This is a genomic window from Streptomyces cacaoi, from assembly GCF_006539165.1.
GTDB classification, from domain to species: domain Bacteria; phylum Actinomycetota; class Actinomycetes; order Streptomycetales; family Streptomycetaceae; genus Streptomyces; species Streptomyces cacaoi.
Genome location: NZ_BJMM01000017.1, coordinates 90,523 through 104,622, shown reverse-complemented (window position 1 = coordinate 104,622; position 14,100 = coordinate 90,523). Strand labels below are relative to the sequence as shown.

The 14,100-nt window shown below is 74.3% G+C and carries 14 protein-coding genes; 6 read left to right on the top strand and 8 right to left on the bottom strand.

All coding sequences use genetic code 11. From position 1 onward, the window contains the following. The first annotated feature begins 157 nt into the window (after positions 1 to 157). The gene (locus tag SCA03_RS17490) at positions 158 to 1,363 is read left to right on the top strand and encodes a cytochrome P450 family protein (protein WP_141275486.1); all 1,206 of its coding nucleotides are present in this window, start codon (positions 158 to 160) and stop codon (positions 1,361 to 1,363) included. A 266-nt stretch (positions 1,364 to 1,629) separates the two neighbouring features. Then, on the top strand, positions 1,630 to 2,952 hold the full coding sequence (locus SCA03_RS17485; protein WP_078875174.1) for a cytochrome P450: 1,323 nt from the start codon (positions 1,630 to 1,632) through the stop codon (positions 2,950 to 2,952). A gap of 88 nt (positions 2,953 to 3,040) precedes the next feature. Here SCA03_RS17485 and SCA03_RS17480 read toward each other — a convergent pair whose 3' ends face one another. Continuing rightward, positions 3,041 to 3,514: a nuclear transport factor 2 family protein gene (locus tag SCA03_RS17480; protein WP_141275485.1), complete on the bottom strand. Its 474-nt coding sequence runs from the start codon at positions 3,512 to 3,514 to the stop codon at positions 3,041 to 3,043. Between the two features lie 76 nt (positions 3,515 to 3,590). Here SCA03_RS17480 and SCA03_RS17475 point away from each other — a divergent pair, with 76 nt between their 5' ends. Continuing rightward, on the top strand, positions 3,591 to 4,445 hold the full coding sequence (locus SCA03_RS17475) for a helix-turn-helix domain-containing protein (protein WP_086814395.1): 855 nt from the start codon (positions 3,591 to 3,593) through the stop codon (positions 4,443 to 4,445). Positions 4,446 to 4,557: 112 nt separating this feature from the next. On the opposite strand, the gene SCA03_RS17470 is transcribed toward SCA03_RS17475, so the two are convergent. From SCA03_RS17470 to SCA03_RS17440, 7 genes are all read right to left on the bottom strand, one after another. After that, a complete protein-coding gene (locus SCA03_RS17470; protein WP_086814394.1) occupies positions 4,558 to 5,100 on the bottom strand; it encodes a GerMN domain-containing protein in 543 nt (180 codons plus the stop codon). Further along, on the bottom strand, positions 5,097 to 6,545 hold the full coding sequence (locus SCA03_RS17465) for an ATP-binding protein (protein WP_030893411.1): 1,449 nt from the start codon (positions 6,543 to 6,545) through the stop codon (positions 5,097 to 5,099). Before SCA03_RS17465 ends, SCA03_RS17470 begins: the two co-directional genes overlap by 4 nt. Positions 6,546 to 6,622: 77 nt before the next feature. Beyond that, complete coding sequence (locus SCA03_RS17460) at positions 6,623 to 7,315, bottom strand: response regulator (RefSeq protein ID WP_086814393.1); 693 nt, start codon at positions 7,313 to 7,315, stop codon at positions 6,623 to 6,625. Beyond that, positions 7,312 to 7,983, bottom strand: coding sequence for a GerMN domain-containing protein (locus tag SCA03_RS17455; RefSeq protein ID WP_174864500.1), 672 nt, complete (start codon positions 7,981 to 7,983; stop codon positions 7,312 to 7,314). Before SCA03_RS17455 ends, SCA03_RS17460 begins: the two co-directional genes overlap by 4 nt. Positions 7,984 to 8,378: 395 nt before the next feature. Next, on the bottom strand, positions 8,379 to 9,644 hold the full coding sequence (locus SCA03_RS17450; protein ID WP_086814397.1) for an acyltransferase family protein: 1,266 nt from the start codon (positions 9,642 to 9,644) through the stop codon (positions 8,379 to 8,381). A 17-nt stretch (positions 9,645 to 9,661) separates the two neighbouring features. Next, entirely contained in the window at positions 9,662 to 10,498 is an 837-nt protein-coding gene (locus SCA03_RS17445) for an SGNH hydrolase domain-containing protein (protein WP_086814396.1), read from the bottom strand. 225 nt (positions 10,499 to 10,723) lie between these two features. Continuing rightward, positions 10,724 to 11,557: an SDR family NAD(P)-dependent oxidoreductase gene (locus SCA03_RS17440; protein WP_086814391.1), complete on the bottom strand. Its 834-nt coding sequence runs from the start codon at positions 11,555 to 11,557 to the stop codon at positions 10,724 to 10,726. Between the two features lie 138 nt (positions 11,558 to 11,695). On the opposite strand from SCA03_RS17440, the gene SCA03_RS17435 reads away from it, so the two are divergent. The 3 genes from SCA03_RS17435 (at position 11,696) to SCA03_RS17425 (ending at position 13,746) form a co-directional block, all read left to right on the top strand. Continuing rightward, positions 11,696 to 12,118, top strand: coding sequence for a MarR family winged helix-turn-helix transcriptional regulator (locus tag SCA03_RS17435; protein WP_030893401.1), 423 nt, complete (start codon positions 11,696 to 11,698; stop codon positions 12,116 to 12,118). 228 nt (positions 12,119 to 12,346) lie between these two features. Next, on the top strand, positions 12,347 to 13,060 hold the full coding sequence (locus tag SCA03_RS17430; protein ID WP_230988778.1) for a TetR/AcrR family transcriptional regulator: 714 nt from the start codon (positions 12,347 to 12,349) through the stop codon (positions 13,058 to 13,060). After that, entirely contained in the window at positions 13,057 to 13,746 is a 690-nt protein-coding gene (locus tag SCA03_RS17425) for a VC0807 family protein (RefSeq protein ID WP_141275483.1), read from the top strand. Before SCA03_RS17430 ends, SCA03_RS17425 begins: the two co-directional genes overlap by 4 nt. Positions 13,747 to 14,100 lie beyond the last annotated feature (354 nt).

The window sequence follows — 14,100 nt, the reverse complement described above, 5'->3', positions numbered from 1 at the left end:
GGCCGCGGGGCCGCAGCCGTTGGTCCGGGCCGCGCGAGCAGTTGTCAGGGGAGAGATTCACATGGCCACGCCGTCGTCCCACCCCCGGGGCCAGACCGATGCCTTCGGGCCGGGTGGTCTCCGCCGCCTCCACGGGCCCGAGTGGGAGTCGGACCCCATGCAGATCTTCGACGAGCTGCGCAAGGAGCACGGAGCGGTCGCGCCCGTGCTCATGCCCGGGGATCTGCCCGCGTGGCTGGTGCTGGGGCACCGGGAGAATCAGAAGGTCGCCGGCACGCCGTCCGTCTTCTCCCGGGACTCCCGCCACTGGACGGCGATGCGGGACGGGCTGGTGACCCCCGAGCACCCGCTGTTCCCGCTGACGTACTGGCAGCCGCTGGTCGTCTTCGCCGACGGCGAGGAGCACGCGCGGCTGCGCAGGGCCATCACGGAGAGCCTCGCCCGCTTCGAGGCACGCGGCATCCGGCGCATCGTCGAACGCCACGCGAAGGACGCCATCGACGCCTTCGTGGCGGACGGCGAGGTCGACCTCGTCGAGCAGTACGCGAACATCATCCCGCTGAAGACCGTCACCACCCTGTTCGGTATGGAGGGCGACTACAACGAGCCGCTCGTCCACGCGGCACGCGACATGATCTCCGGCTCGGCCACCGCGGCCAAGTCCGGCGAGTTCGTCACCCGGGCCCTCGACGAGCTGGTGCAGCGCAAGAAGTACCGGCGCGGTGGCGACCTGCCCTCCGTGATGTTCGACCACGGGCTGACGGAGGTCGAGGTACGCGAACAGCTGCGGCTGCTGATGAGCGCCTCCAACGAGCCGACGGCGCAGCTCATCTGCGACTCGATCGCGGAGTTCTTCGGCCACCCCGCCCTGCGCGGCAGGCTGTCCGGCGGGCATCTGACCCTGCCGGAGGCCATGCACGAGGTGCTGTGGAACAAGCCGCCCATGATGATCAACATCGGCCGCTGGGTGACCGGGGACACCGAACTGGCGGGCCAGCGGCTCCGGGCCGGCGACATGATGCTGCTGGGCCTCGCGGCGGGGAACTTCGACCCGGCGGCACGGGAACTCCAGTGCCCGGTGCGGGGCAACCGCTCGCATCTGGCGTTCAGCGTCGGCCCGCACGAGTGCCCGGGCTCCACCATCGGCATGGGCATCGCCGAGACCGCGATCGACGCCCTCCAGACGCACCTTCCCGGGCTGCGGCTGACCCTGCGGCCGGACGAACTGCCGCGCCGCGCCTCGCTGATGATCAACAAGGTGGTCCGGATGCCCGCCGTCTTCGAGTCGGCACCCCGCCCCCGCCCGCAGACCGCCGGCCCGCTCCCCTCGGTGACCACCTCCACCGCCCCCGCCGTGCCCTGAGCCGGTGTGCCGCCGGTGCGCCGCCCGGTGCGCCGCGCCCCGCGCCGGGCGCCGGGGGAGCGGGACCGGCAGCCGCGGCGCGCCTCCAGAAGGTCACTGAGGGTGGCTGTGCGGATCCACCCGGTGCTGAGCTGGGCCGATGCCCCTGCCTCTTCGTGACAGCCCATTCACCGCGAGCGTCCACCCGTGGTGTGATCATGATCGGCCGTATGCGAAAGACCGTGCGAGACGTGCGGCGGATGGCAAGGAGGAGTGCTGTGGGTTGGATGCAGGAGGTGCCGAGCGCGCCGGGCCGGTGGCCGCTGCTGGGACATGCGGTGCCGATGGCACGCGACCCGCTCGCGTTCCTGCTGTCCCTGGCCGAGACGGGCGACCTCGTACGGATCGGCTTCGGCGGTCTCCAGGTGCTCGTCGTGACCAGCGTCGACGTGGGCCGCGAGGTGCTCACCTGGTCCGGCCGGCAGGTCACCAAGGGGCGGCTGTTCGACAACATGCTGCCGCTGGTCGGCGACGGCCTGGCCACCGCCGACCGGGAGACCCACCGCCGCCACCGGCGGATCATCCAGCCGCAGTTCAGCGAGAAGCACCTGGCCCGCTACGCGGAGACCATGACCCAGCAGGCCGAGCGGTTCACCTCGTCCCTGCGTGAGGGCCAACGGCTGGACGTCGGCAAGGAGATGAGCGAATACGCCATCAACACGCTCGTCGCCACCATGTTCGCCCGGGACCCCGACCCGCGCGCGGTGCAGACCGTACGGGAATCGGTGGGCGTCGTCCTCGACACCATGCTCGTCCGGGCCGTGATGCCCCCGTGGGCCGACCGGCTCCCCATCTCCCCCAACCGCCGCTTCCTCGCCGCGTCCCGCCGCATCCGCGCACACATCGAGGAGCTGATCGAGGCCACACCGCGCACCGGCCTCGAAGACGGCGGCGACCTGGTGTCCACCCTGCTCGCCGCGCGCGACAGCGAGACCGGGGACGGCCTCACCGACGCCGAGGTCCGCGACGAACTCGCCACGATCCTGTTCGCCGGCACCGAGACCACCGGCACCACCATGGCCTGGGCCCTGCACGAGATGGCCACCCATCCGGAGGTCCAGGAGAAGGTCCTGGCCGAACTCCACTCCGTGCTGGGCGAACCGCGGCCGGTCACCTACCAGGACACGCTCCAACTGCCCTACCTGCGCAGCGTCCTGGAGGAGACACTGCGCCTGCACGGCGTGACGCTCCTGATGCGCCGCACCCTGGAACCGATCCAGCTGCGCGGCGTGGAGATACCCGCCGACACCGAGATCGCCTTCAGCCTCTACGCCCTGCACCGCGACCGGCGGCTGTTCGGCGACGACGCCGAGGAGTTCAACCCCGAGCGGGGACACGACCCCAGGAAGAACGTCCCGTTCGGCGCCGGCACCCGCAAGTGCATCGGCAACGACTTCTCCTGGACGGAAGCGATGATCACCCTCGCGACCCTCCTCCCCCGCTGGGAACTGACCCCGGCCCCCGGCTACGCCCCCCGCGAGGCCCTCTCGGCCATGCCCCGCCCCGCGGGCAAGTTCACCATGCAGGTCCGCCCCCGAACCCGGCCGTGACCTCTGCCGCCGGCCCGACCGAAACCCTCGCCCGGGCCGGCGGCGGGTCCCGCCGAGCTCCCGGCCGGCCCCGTGCCGTCCCCCGAGGTCAGCCGGCCCCGCCGGCCCCCGCCCCCGGCGCGGCCCCCGGCGTGCCCTCCGCCGGGACGACGCCCTCGACCATCCGCAACCCCCGGGCCGTGTCCACGTATTCGCGGGCCCGGTGGATCAGGCCGTCGCGGAGTTCGAAGACGAAGCAGAAGTCGTTGGTGTAGGGGCGGCCGTCGGCGAAGGTCGCGGTCATGGTCAGTTCGGTGACGACCCGGTCGCCGTCGGCGTGGATCGCGTGGACGGTCACGCCGACGTCCCGTGTGTACAGGCGGGGGAAGTCCTCGGCGAAGAAGGCCACGACGGCTTCCCTGCCGACCATGTGGTGGGTGCCTCCGAGCACGGCGACGCTCGGATTGTCCGGATACGAGAGCCATTCGGCGTCCTCGGTGAGGACCGCGGCGATCTGCTCGCGATCGTGGCCGGCGAACGCCGTGAAGGCCCTTTCGACGATGCGGCTGCTCGGAGAACTCATGAACACAGGCTCGCCGTGGGCCCGTTCGCGCGTCTTGGAGAAATGTCGCGGCCGGCCCTCTTCCTAGAATGGGCCGATGCGATCCCTTGCGCGCGAGGGCGGGGCGGTGGCCAGGTGGGACGTCGCGAGGGCGGCGCGGCCCGGCCGGTGCGCCGGTGCCGGACTGGCCGGGTTCCGGGATCTCGGCACGGGCCCGGTCGCGGTGGGGCTCGTCCCACGGCCGGCCGTCACGCTGGTCGTGGAGTTCGGCGACGGACCGTTCTCCGTCGTCGACGGGTCCGGCCGGCAGCACCGCGGAAGCCTCGCCGCCGGGCTCGTCCCTCCCGGTGGGGCCCGGCTGCGGGGCGAGGGCGTCACCTGCGTCGAGGTGCATCTGCCGCCGCCGACCGCCTTCCGGGTGCTGGGCATCCGCCCGGCCGAGCTGGCCGGCGGCGTCGTCCCCCTCGACGCTCTGTGGGGCCGGGACCTCGCGCGGCTCCGGGAACAGCTGTGGGCCGCACCGTCGTGGCGGGAGCGGTTCGCGCTGACGGACGCCGTGCTGAGCGACCGGAGCGGAACGGGCCCTTCGGCCGATCCGGAGGTGGCCCGGGCGTGGCACCGGATCGTCGCCGCCCGGGGCCGGATCCGGATCGGCGAACTGGCGGCCGAGGTCGGGTGGAGCCGGGGCCGGCTGTGGTCGGGGTTCCGGTCGCAGATCGGCCTGACACCCAAGCGCGCCGCGATGCTGGTCCGCTTCCGGTACGCGGCGCACCGGCTGGTCGCGGGCGCGAGCGCGGCCGCTGTCGCGGCGGAGTGCGGCTACGTCGACCAGTCCCCTCTCCACCACGAGACGGTGGCGTTCACCGGACTGACCCCGGCGGCGCTGGCCGGCGACCCCGGCGTGACGGTGGACGACACCGGCTGGACGGACCCGCGGCCCGGCGGCCGGTGAACTCCGTTGCATGGCCAGCCCGGCGGCCCGGCGGCTCGGCGGCCCGGTGGCCCGGCGGACTCCGAGGCCCGCTGGCCCGTGGGTGCTGGGCCCCGTGCAGCCGTCGCCCGGGCTACCGTCTGCACCTCTCCGTGGCCAGGACGCCGCCCGCCTCCCCGCGCACCCGCACCGTGACGTCCCCGGTGCGCACGGAACGCATGGCTCCGGCGGCGTCGGCGGCCGTGCACACCAGTTGGCGCAGGGCCGCGCGGCCCAGGTCGCCGTCGGACGGCACGGTCACCTCGACCGGGCCGTGGGCAGGGGAGGTGACGTGCGGGGCGCGGGTGCGGTGCGGGAGGAAGCTCACCAGGCCGCGGGCGCGTTCGGCACCGGTGGGGCCCTCGGTGAGCAGCTCCATGGCGGCCCGTGCCTGCTGTGCGTCGCCCGCGCGCGCGTCCGAGCGCGAGACGCGTTCGAGGCCGGTGGCGGAGTAGAAGTACACATGGATCGCGGCCACGTCACGGCTGTCGGGACGCGTCAGTCCGCTCGCCGGGGAGCCGGCCGGTGCGGGCCCGCTGTCGTCGATGCCGCACCCGGTCAGCGGCGCCAGGGGCAGCGCGAGCAGCAGCAGCGGCGCGAGCCGTGCGGGCAGGGCGGCGCGTCCGGTGACGGTCACGGGGACTCCGGGGTGCGGTGCAGAGGGAGGTCCAGGGTGAACTGTGCGCCGCCGCCCGGCGCTTCGGCCGCGGTGAGGGTGCCGTCGTGGAGGCGCGCGTTCTCGGCGGCGATGGCCAGGCCCAGACCGCTGCCCTCGCTGCGGGCGCGGGCCGCGTCGCCCTTGGTGAAGCGGTCGAAGACGTGCGGCAGCACGTCCGGGGGGATGCCGGGCCCGCCGTCGGTGACGGTGAGGACGAGCCGGCCGCCCTCGCCGCGGGCCCGGATGTGCACGGGAACGGAGGGCCCGCCGTGCCGCAGCGCGTTGCCGACGAGGTTGGCGAGCACGACGTCGATGCGGCGCGGGTCGAGGCTCGCGCGCAGCCCCTCGGGGACGTCGGTTCCGACGCGGTCTTGCCAGTGGCGCAACGCGAGCGTCTTACGGACGAGTTCGCCGACGTCGACCTCGTCCCGGTGCAGGACGGCGGCGCCCGCGTCGAACCGGGAGATCTCCATGAGGTCGTCGACCATGCGGGTCAGCCGCCGCGTCTCGTCGGCGACGAGGCCGAGCGCCTCGGCGGTCTCCGGCTCCAGCCGGCCGGCGGCGGCCTCCTCGTCCAGCACCCCGGTCACGGCGGTCATGGCGGCGAGGGGGGTGCGCAGCTCGTGCGACACGTCCGCGGCGAAGCGGCGGGCCCTGGCCTCCATGGCGCGCCGGGTGTCGGCGTCGGCCTGGAGGGTGGCGGCCATGCCGTTGAACGTGCGCCCGAGGTCGGCGAGTTCGTCGTTGCCGGACACGTCGATACGGGTGTCCAGGGCGCCTGCGGCCATCTTCTCGGAGGCCGAGCGCAGCCGCCGCACCGGGCGCAGCACGCTGCGTGCCGCGAAGAGCGCGGGGACGGCGGAGAGCAGGACGACCGGCAGCGCACCGGTGCGCGCCGCGTCGACGAGCGAGGACACGTCCTGTTCCTCGGAGGCGAGCGAGAACGAGGCGTAGACGACGAGCCCGGAGCGGCGGGACGGCTCGTCCGCTGTCATGACGGGGAGTGCGAGGGCCAGCCACGGGTCGTCGCCCCGGTGGAAGCGCTGCACGACCGCGGTGCGGGCCGTGGCGCCCGCCTTGCGGAACCCGGCGGGCAGCGGGACGGGACGGCCCGTGGCCGGGACCAGGGGCCCGTCGCGGTAGGAGGCGGAGGTGTGCCAGGCGCGCGAGCCGCCGGACCGGTCCAGCTGGAGCACGAGGGACCGCAGTTCGCGCCGGTCCGGCCGGGCGGGCAGATCCGGTGCGAGCGAGGCGAGTTGGCCACGCAGATCGCGTACGGCGCTGTCCTGCGCGCGGTCCAGGATGGCGCTGCGTGCCTGCCGGAAGGTGAGCGCGGCGGCGGCGAGTGCGCTGAGCGCGGACACCAGGAGGAACACGACGACCAGCCGGGTGCGCAGGCCCCGGGAGAAGAGCCGGCGGCGCAGCCCCCGCAGGGGAAGCCGCCGTCGCAGGCCCCCGGCCAGGAACCGGCGTCGCGCGTCCCCCCGGAGGAGCCGGCCGCTCACAGCGGGCCGAAGCGGTAGCCGAAGCCGCGCACGGTCTGGATGTAGCGCGGCTTGCGCTGGTCGTCCTCGATCCTGGCGCGCAGCCGCATGACGCACGCGTCCACGAGCCGGGCGTCACCGTAGTAGCTGTGCTCCCACACGTACTCCAGGAGCTGCTGCCGGCTGAAGGTCTGCCCCGGCGACGCGGACAGGAACAGCAGCAGCTTCAACTCGGACGGCGCGAGGGAGAGTTCGGCGCCGTGCTTGGAGACCCGCAGCCCCTGCCGGTCGATGCGCAGATCACCGGCGACGGTGCACGCCTCCACCGCACCGGTGGCGGACTGGGACGGCGCGACCCGGCGCAGCACCGCGCGCATCCGGGCCTCGATCAGCTCGCCGCTCGCCGGTTTGACGACGTAGTCGTCCGCCCCGGCCTCCAGCCCCACGACGACGTCCATGTCGTCACCGCGCGCGGAGAGGATCACGATCGGCACCTGGCTGACCTCCCGCACCCGCCGGCACACCTCCAGGCCGCTCATACCGGGCAGCATCAGATCGAGCAGGACGATCTCCGGGGCGAAGGACGCGAGCGCCTCCAGCCCGTCCTCGCCCGTGCTGACCGCTTCGGTCTCGTGGCCGCGGCGGCGCAGCCCCAGCGTGACCCCGTGGCGTACGGCCGGGTCGTCCTCGATCAGCAGAACGCGTGTCATGGCGCGGCCTTCTCCTCCTGCTCCTGGTCCTCTGTGCCCTGCTCACCCTGCCCGATCCGGCCCGCCGACCCGCCGTCCCTCCGGTCGCCGTGGCCCCTGGGGCCGCTGCCCGCGGTCCGCTCCGGGGCCCCGAGAGGCGCGGCGGTCCCCGTCTCGTCACAGCGGACGGGCCACGGGGCTCCGGGGATCCCCGACTCGTGGATCCGTACGACCACATCCAGCGGGTCCTTCCCGCCGGGCACGCCCGGTGCGTTGGCCGCCGTGCACACCAGCTGGCTCACCGCCACCCTCGGCAGCTCCGCCACGAGCCACGGCAGATGCAGATCGACGGCGCCGGCCGTCGCCTCGGCCCGCACCCGGCCCCTCGGCAGCCTGCTGACCAGGCCGCGCGCCCGCTCGGCGCGGCTGGGACCCGCCAGCAGCTCGTCCATCGCCGTCTGTGCCCCGGCGTGCGGCGGCGCCGTCCTGGCCACGGGCCAGATGCCGTTCCGGGTGAGGTAGTACAGCCGCAGCGGCGGCGGTCCGCCCGCTGCCCGGGCGCCCCGGGCCGGCTCACCGGCCGCCGCCGGACCGGTGTCGGCGATCCCGCAGCCCGTGAGCCCCACCAGCCCCACCGCCACGAGCAGCCCGGCAACCACCCGGCCCAGCCCCGGGACACGCCCCCGCACACCACCCATCCCGACGCCACCCCTTCCTCGCTCCGACTTCCTCACTCCGACGCCTTCCGCACCGTCCGCACCGTCCGCACCGTCCGCGCCGCCTCGTCTTCTGTGCCGTCCGCACCGGCCTCGCCTTGCGCGCCGTCCGCCCCCTCAGCGCCTTGCGTGCTTTCCGCTCCTGCCTCGCCTTGCGTGATCTTCCCGCACCACCCGAGCCTGCCCCACCGGCCCACTTCCGCCGGGCGAACCTGCCCTGCTGGCCCACGCCTGCCGGACGAACCCGCCCCGCTGGACGGTCGGGCTCCCCATGGTTTGGCTGCCGCTTCCGGAACGGCCCGACCCCCTCCAGCCGAGGCATCGCCCCCGGCCGACCCCACCCACCGCTCGGACCGTGCCAACCGCCCCTACCCCGCGGCCAGTTCTCCGACGTCCACCGTCCCGGCCCCCATCGGCGGCTGCGGCAGGGCCGCCCACACCCCGACGGTCACGGCGACCGCGGCGGCGAGGGCGATCAGCCCCCGGCGGCCGGTCGTCCAGGGCGTCCGGTACCGCACCGGGTCCTCCACCAGGAGCTTCGTCGCCTGTGCGGCGGCGAGCGACACCGCCACCACGAGCGCCGTACGGCCCCACCCGCCGAGGCCCGGCACCTCCGGCAGCAGCAGAAGGACGGGCCAGTGCCACAGGTAGAGGCTGTACGACAGTTCGCCGAGCCGGCGGGGCAGGGCGCTGCCGAGGAGGGTGCCGGCGCGGCCTTCCGGTGCGGCGGCGAGCAGGGAGATCAGCACCGCGCAGGCCGCCGCGTGCACGAAGAGTCCGCCCTGGAAGAGCCCCGGCGCGTGCTCCCCGTCGGTGCGCACCCAGGCGATGCCGAGCCCCCCGGCCAGCGCCGCGCACACCGCACCGGACAGCGGCCCGGGCACCCGGGCGGCCAGCGACCGCACCGGCGCGGTGGCGGCGAGCGCGCCGAGCAGCAGGGCGAACGCCCGGGTGTCGGTCCCCTCGTAGGCCCGGGTGGTGTCCACGGCCTGGCCGAGGTCGAGCATGAGGAACAGCGAGCCGAGCGCACCCGCGGCGGCGAGCACGGCGACACGGGCGTGCCCGCGGCGCCCGCGCCCGACGACGGCGACGACCAGCGGCCACACGAGATAGAACTGCCACTCGACCGCGATGCTCCACAGGTGGGTGAGGACCCGGGTGCCGGAGGCGTTCCAGTAGCCGATCTGCTCGGTGATGTAGTGCCAGTTGACGGCCTGCGCGGCGGCCCACGGGGCGTCCTCGCGGGCGAACCGCAGCATCGACGGCCTGCCGGACGCCCAGGTCAGTACGAGGGTCACGGTGCCCACGACGGCCAGCGCCGGCAGCAGCCGGCGTGCCCGGCGGGCCCAGAAGGCCACCGGTGCGATGCGGCCCGTGTCCGCCACCTCCCGCAGCAGCAGGCCGGTGATCAGGAACCCGGACAGCACGAAGAACAGGTCGACACCCAGGAATCCGCCGCCCAGATGCCCGGCGTGGAAGAGCAGCACGGCCAGGACGGCGAACCCGCGCAGCCCGTCGAGCGGCGCGAGATGGGCACGGGCCGCCGCCGTGGGGGAGCGGCGCCGGGCGCGGCCCCGGGCCCGGCGGCGGTCACGGGAGACGGGGGCGGGAGCGGTGGCGGGGGAGACAGGCACGGCGGTCCTCGCGCGCTTCACTCGCAGCCGAGCTTCGCGTACCGCTCGTTCCCGGTCCACGAGCCGTCGGCCCACTTCTCGGGCGGAGCCGGGGTGAACCCGTACGCGCTGCCGAGCCGCTTGGTGAACCACTGGGCGAAGGCGGCGGAGCCCTGCTGGCACGAGTGGATGCCGTCCTTGGAGCGCTGTGCCTTCGCCGCGGACGCGTCGGTGCCCCACAGCGCGGAGGCGTCGAGGAGCCGGACGTGGTCGCCGCCCTTCGCGGCGGCCCGCGCGGCGGCCCGGGGCGCGCTCTCGATCGCGTCCTCGTGCTGTCGGTAGAAGTCGTCGATGGTGAACGGGGGCGCCGTGACGAGGACGAGATCGGCGCCGGCGTCCCGTGCGGTCCGGGCGAGCTTCTCGTACGCCGCCTGCTGCTGCCGGGGGCTGCCCCAGTCGTAGGTGGTGATCTGGTAGGCGATCACATCGGGGTGGAAGTCCCGGATCTGCTCGGCCAGCCGCTTGTGCGTGTTGGCCGCGATCTTCTTGGCCATCCGGTCGCCCTCGACGACCGTGCCGCCGCCGTCGGAGGACGCGTCCTGGAACCGCACGCCGCCGGCCTTGAGCGCCGCCGCCAGCGGCGGTGCCTCGGCGGCGGCTATGGAGTCCCCGAGCCACAGCACCTTCTTGCCGGTGTCCTGCGGCCCCTTCGCGGCGGTGTGCGCCCCGGACTTCGCGGCCCCCGCGTCACCGGTGCCGCAGCCGGCGAGGGCCGCGGCGGCCAGACCGGCTGCCGCCAGCAGGAGGGGGACGGTCGCCCGGCGGCGGCGCCGAGGGGCGGAATGCGGCGGATGGGAGGTGTTGTCGGTGTTCATGCCCTCAGCGAACCAGCCCCGTCGGCCGGTCGGCCGCGCCGTCATCGCTTGCTCACATGATGGGGAACGTCCCGTCATCCACGGTGGGGAACGTCCCGTCATCCACCACGGCCGGACGACCGCGCCCGCCCCCTGGCCAGGCCGCCAGGGGGCGGGCCCGGCCAGCCGGTCGGGTCCGGGCCGGGAGGCCCGGGGCGCCCGGAAGCCGGGGGCGAGGGAGCGTGGTCAGGCCCGCGCGGAGGCCGAGGGGGCGTCGAGGTGGCGTGCGCGGTGGTGCCCCAGTGCCTTGTTCAGCCGTCCCGCCAGCCGTGTGACCGCGCTGCGGGGCAGGAACCGGGCGGTCCAGGTGGTGACCCGCATGAGCGGGCGGCCGGGGTAGGCGTTGACGGCGCCCTTGGCGTAGGCGTCGAGGGTCCGCGCGGCGACGCGTGCGGGCGGGTCGGCGAGTGCGGGGTTCATCGTGACGGTGGTGTCGTCGAAGAACCCGGTGGCGGTGGCCCCGGGGTGGGCCGCCATGACCCGCACCCCGCTCCCGCGCAGCTCTGCGGCGAACGCCTCGGTGAACGACAGCACGAACGCCTTCGAGGCGGCATAGGTCGCCTGGTACGGCATGGGCTGGAACGCCGCCGTGGACGCGATGTTGACGATGCCGCCGCTGCCCCGCGCGGCCATGCGGCCACCGAGCACATGGGACAGCCGCATCAGCGCGACGACGTTCAGCTCGACCGAGGCGACGTGCCGCTCCACCGCGGAGTCCAGGAACGGTCCGACGGCGCCCGCTCCCGCGTTGTTGATCAGCAGGTCGACGGCGTGCCCCCGCCGGTCCAGCTCGGCGACCAGCCGGGGCACCCCGTCGTCGGCGGAGAGGTCGAGCGCCAGGGTGTCGACCTCGACGCCGTGCTCCGCGCGGATCTCTTCGGCGATCCGCTCCAGCGCCTCGCCGGAGCGTGCCACGAGCACCAAGTGGGCCCCGCGCCGGGCCAGTTCGCGTGCGTACGCCTCTCCGATGCCTTTCGAGGCTCCCGTGACCAGAGCGGTGATGCCGGACCAGACGCCCATGTGTGTTCCTTTCCGTGCGTCGGGCCGCCGCGCGGACGTGCCGGAGCACCGACGTCGACTGTCTACTTACTTCGACTCTCGAACTACGGCAGGACCGTAACAGCTTCGACCCTCGAAGCACAGTGCTAGCCTTCCGCCATGAACGACCAGCCGCTGGAAGCGGTGGTGCGCGCCAACCACGAGCTGTTCATGCGCACCGCCGACCGCCTCGCCCGCCCGCTGGAGGAACTGGGGCTCACCCACGCGACGGCTCAGGCGCTGTGGGCGATCGACCCGGACGGGCCGCCGCCGTCCATGAAGACGCTGGCGGCGCGGCTGTTCTGCAACGCGCCCAACCTCAACTTCGTCGTCAACCAGCTGATCGGCCGCGGCCTGGTGGAGCGCGGCACGGACCCCGCCGACCGGCGCGTCCGTGTGGCCGTACTGACCGAACAGGGCCGTCAGGTCCGCCGACGCGTCGTCGAACTGACGCTCACCCGGACCCCGTTCGCCGACTGCGAGGCCGAGGACCTGGAGCGCCTCGCCGCGATCCTGCGACGGGTGTCCGAGCGGGCGGACTGAACGGTCCCGGCGCCCGCGAGCTCCATGGCCGCGGCGCGTGGACCCGCCCGCGAGTCCCACGGCCACGGCGCATGGACCGCCGCAGGCCCACGGTGCGGCCGACCCCGGATCGCGGCGCGCGCACCGGTCGATTGCGGCCGGAGCGGCGTCGGGCGGCCCCTCGCGGGTTTGCGCGTTACTCAGCCGAGGAATGAATTACCTATGCGAGTAACGAATGAAGCCGGCGAGGTGAACAGTACGACGAGCGGCGCGACGAGCCGGAAGACGAGCGGCGGCACGGGCGGCGCGGCGGAGGACGCGGCGGGCGGCGCGGCGGCGGACGGGGCGTCCCCGGCGGCGTCCGCACGCTCGCTCGCCGCCAGTGCACGACGGGCACAGATCGTGGAAGCGGCCATCGAGACCCTGGCCGAGAGCGGCTACGCACAGACGTCGTTCACCCGGATCAAGGAGCGGGCAGGCATCTCCAGCACCCGGCTCATCTCCTACCACTTCGGCACGAAGGGGGAGTTGATGGACGCCGTGCTCGAAGAGGTCGGACTCCGCGCACACCGGGCCATCACCCGGCGCGCCGAGGGCCGGACGACGGCGCTGGACGCGCTCACGGCCCGGATCGAGGCCCAACTGGAGTGGGCGGCCCGACACCCGTCCGCCGTACGCGCGATGACGGAGATCTGCCGGAACGAACGCGACGCGGACGGCACGTTGCGTCACGGAACGGAGGTCACGGAACGGGCCAACGTCGACGCGCTGGAGCCGATCCTGCGCGCCGGCCAGGAGAACGGGGAGTTCCGCCCCTTCGACACCGGCCTGATGGCCCTCACCCTGAAGTCCGCCATCGACGCGGCGATCGTCCGTATGGCACGCCCGCCACGCCTCACCCTGGCCGAGTGCGTCCGCGAACTGACCACCCTCGCCCGGGCCGTCACCAGGCGGGAACCGTGACCGCCCCCGCCCCCGCCCCGCGCCCCGGCGGCCGTCGCCTCCTGCTCCAGCTGCTCGTCGACGTGGCCGCACCCGTCGCCCTCTTCTACGTGCTGCGCGACCTGGGCGCGAGCACGTTCGCCGCGCTGCTGGCCGGCGCCGTGCTGCCCGTGGTGGCCGCCGGGCTGTACTGGCTGCGCGACCGCCGGCTGGAGGGGATGGCGGCGTTCATGGCCGGGGTGATGCTGGCGGGCATGCTGGTCTCGCTGATCAGCGGCGGCACCCGGTTCATGCTGGCCAGGGACGGCTGGGTGACGGCCGTGGCCGGCCTGTTCTTCCTCGGCTCGACCGCCGCGCGCCGCCCCCTGGCCTACCTGGGCGCCCGCCCCCTGCTGGAGGGCCGCTTCCGCTCCGACGGCACCCCGTGGGAGACCCTGTGGCAGACCGAACCGGCCTTCCGCCGCATCTGGCGCGTCTCCACCGTGATCTGGGGCCTGGCCCTCCTCGCCGACGCCGCGGCCCGCATCGCCCTGTCCTACACCCTCCCCCTCGACACCGTCCCGGCCCTCACCGGCCTCCTCTGGCCCGCCACGCTGATCCTCCTGCAACTGGTGAACGGCATCTACTACCGAGCAGCGGGCCTGTGGCACCTGACGTCGGGCCGGGGACGGCACACGGCGGAGACGGCCCGGGCCGTGCGGGGGTGAGCGCGGGGGCCGGCGGAGTTTCCTCGCCCACGCGGGGGTGGAGCCCTCTTCCGCCCGCGCACACGGCCGGTTGTCCAGCTCCCCGCGTAAGGGGGGCTTCAGTGCTGGCGCCCGCTGAACGACGAAGCTGAGCGAGACGCACAAGTGCCCGCACCGGCGAACCCCTTGCGGGTCCGGCACCTTCTGTGAGCAGTGGGGATGACCTCACTGTGTCAGCGTCGACCCGCTTGCCGAAAACACGTGGGTGCCGATGTCAGTGGGGCCGCTACCCGCGGGCCGTAGCCCTTCCGCGCAGCGCCGCGAGCCACACATGTTCAGCGTGCACCGGGTTTTCTGGAGTGTGCTGGAGAAGAC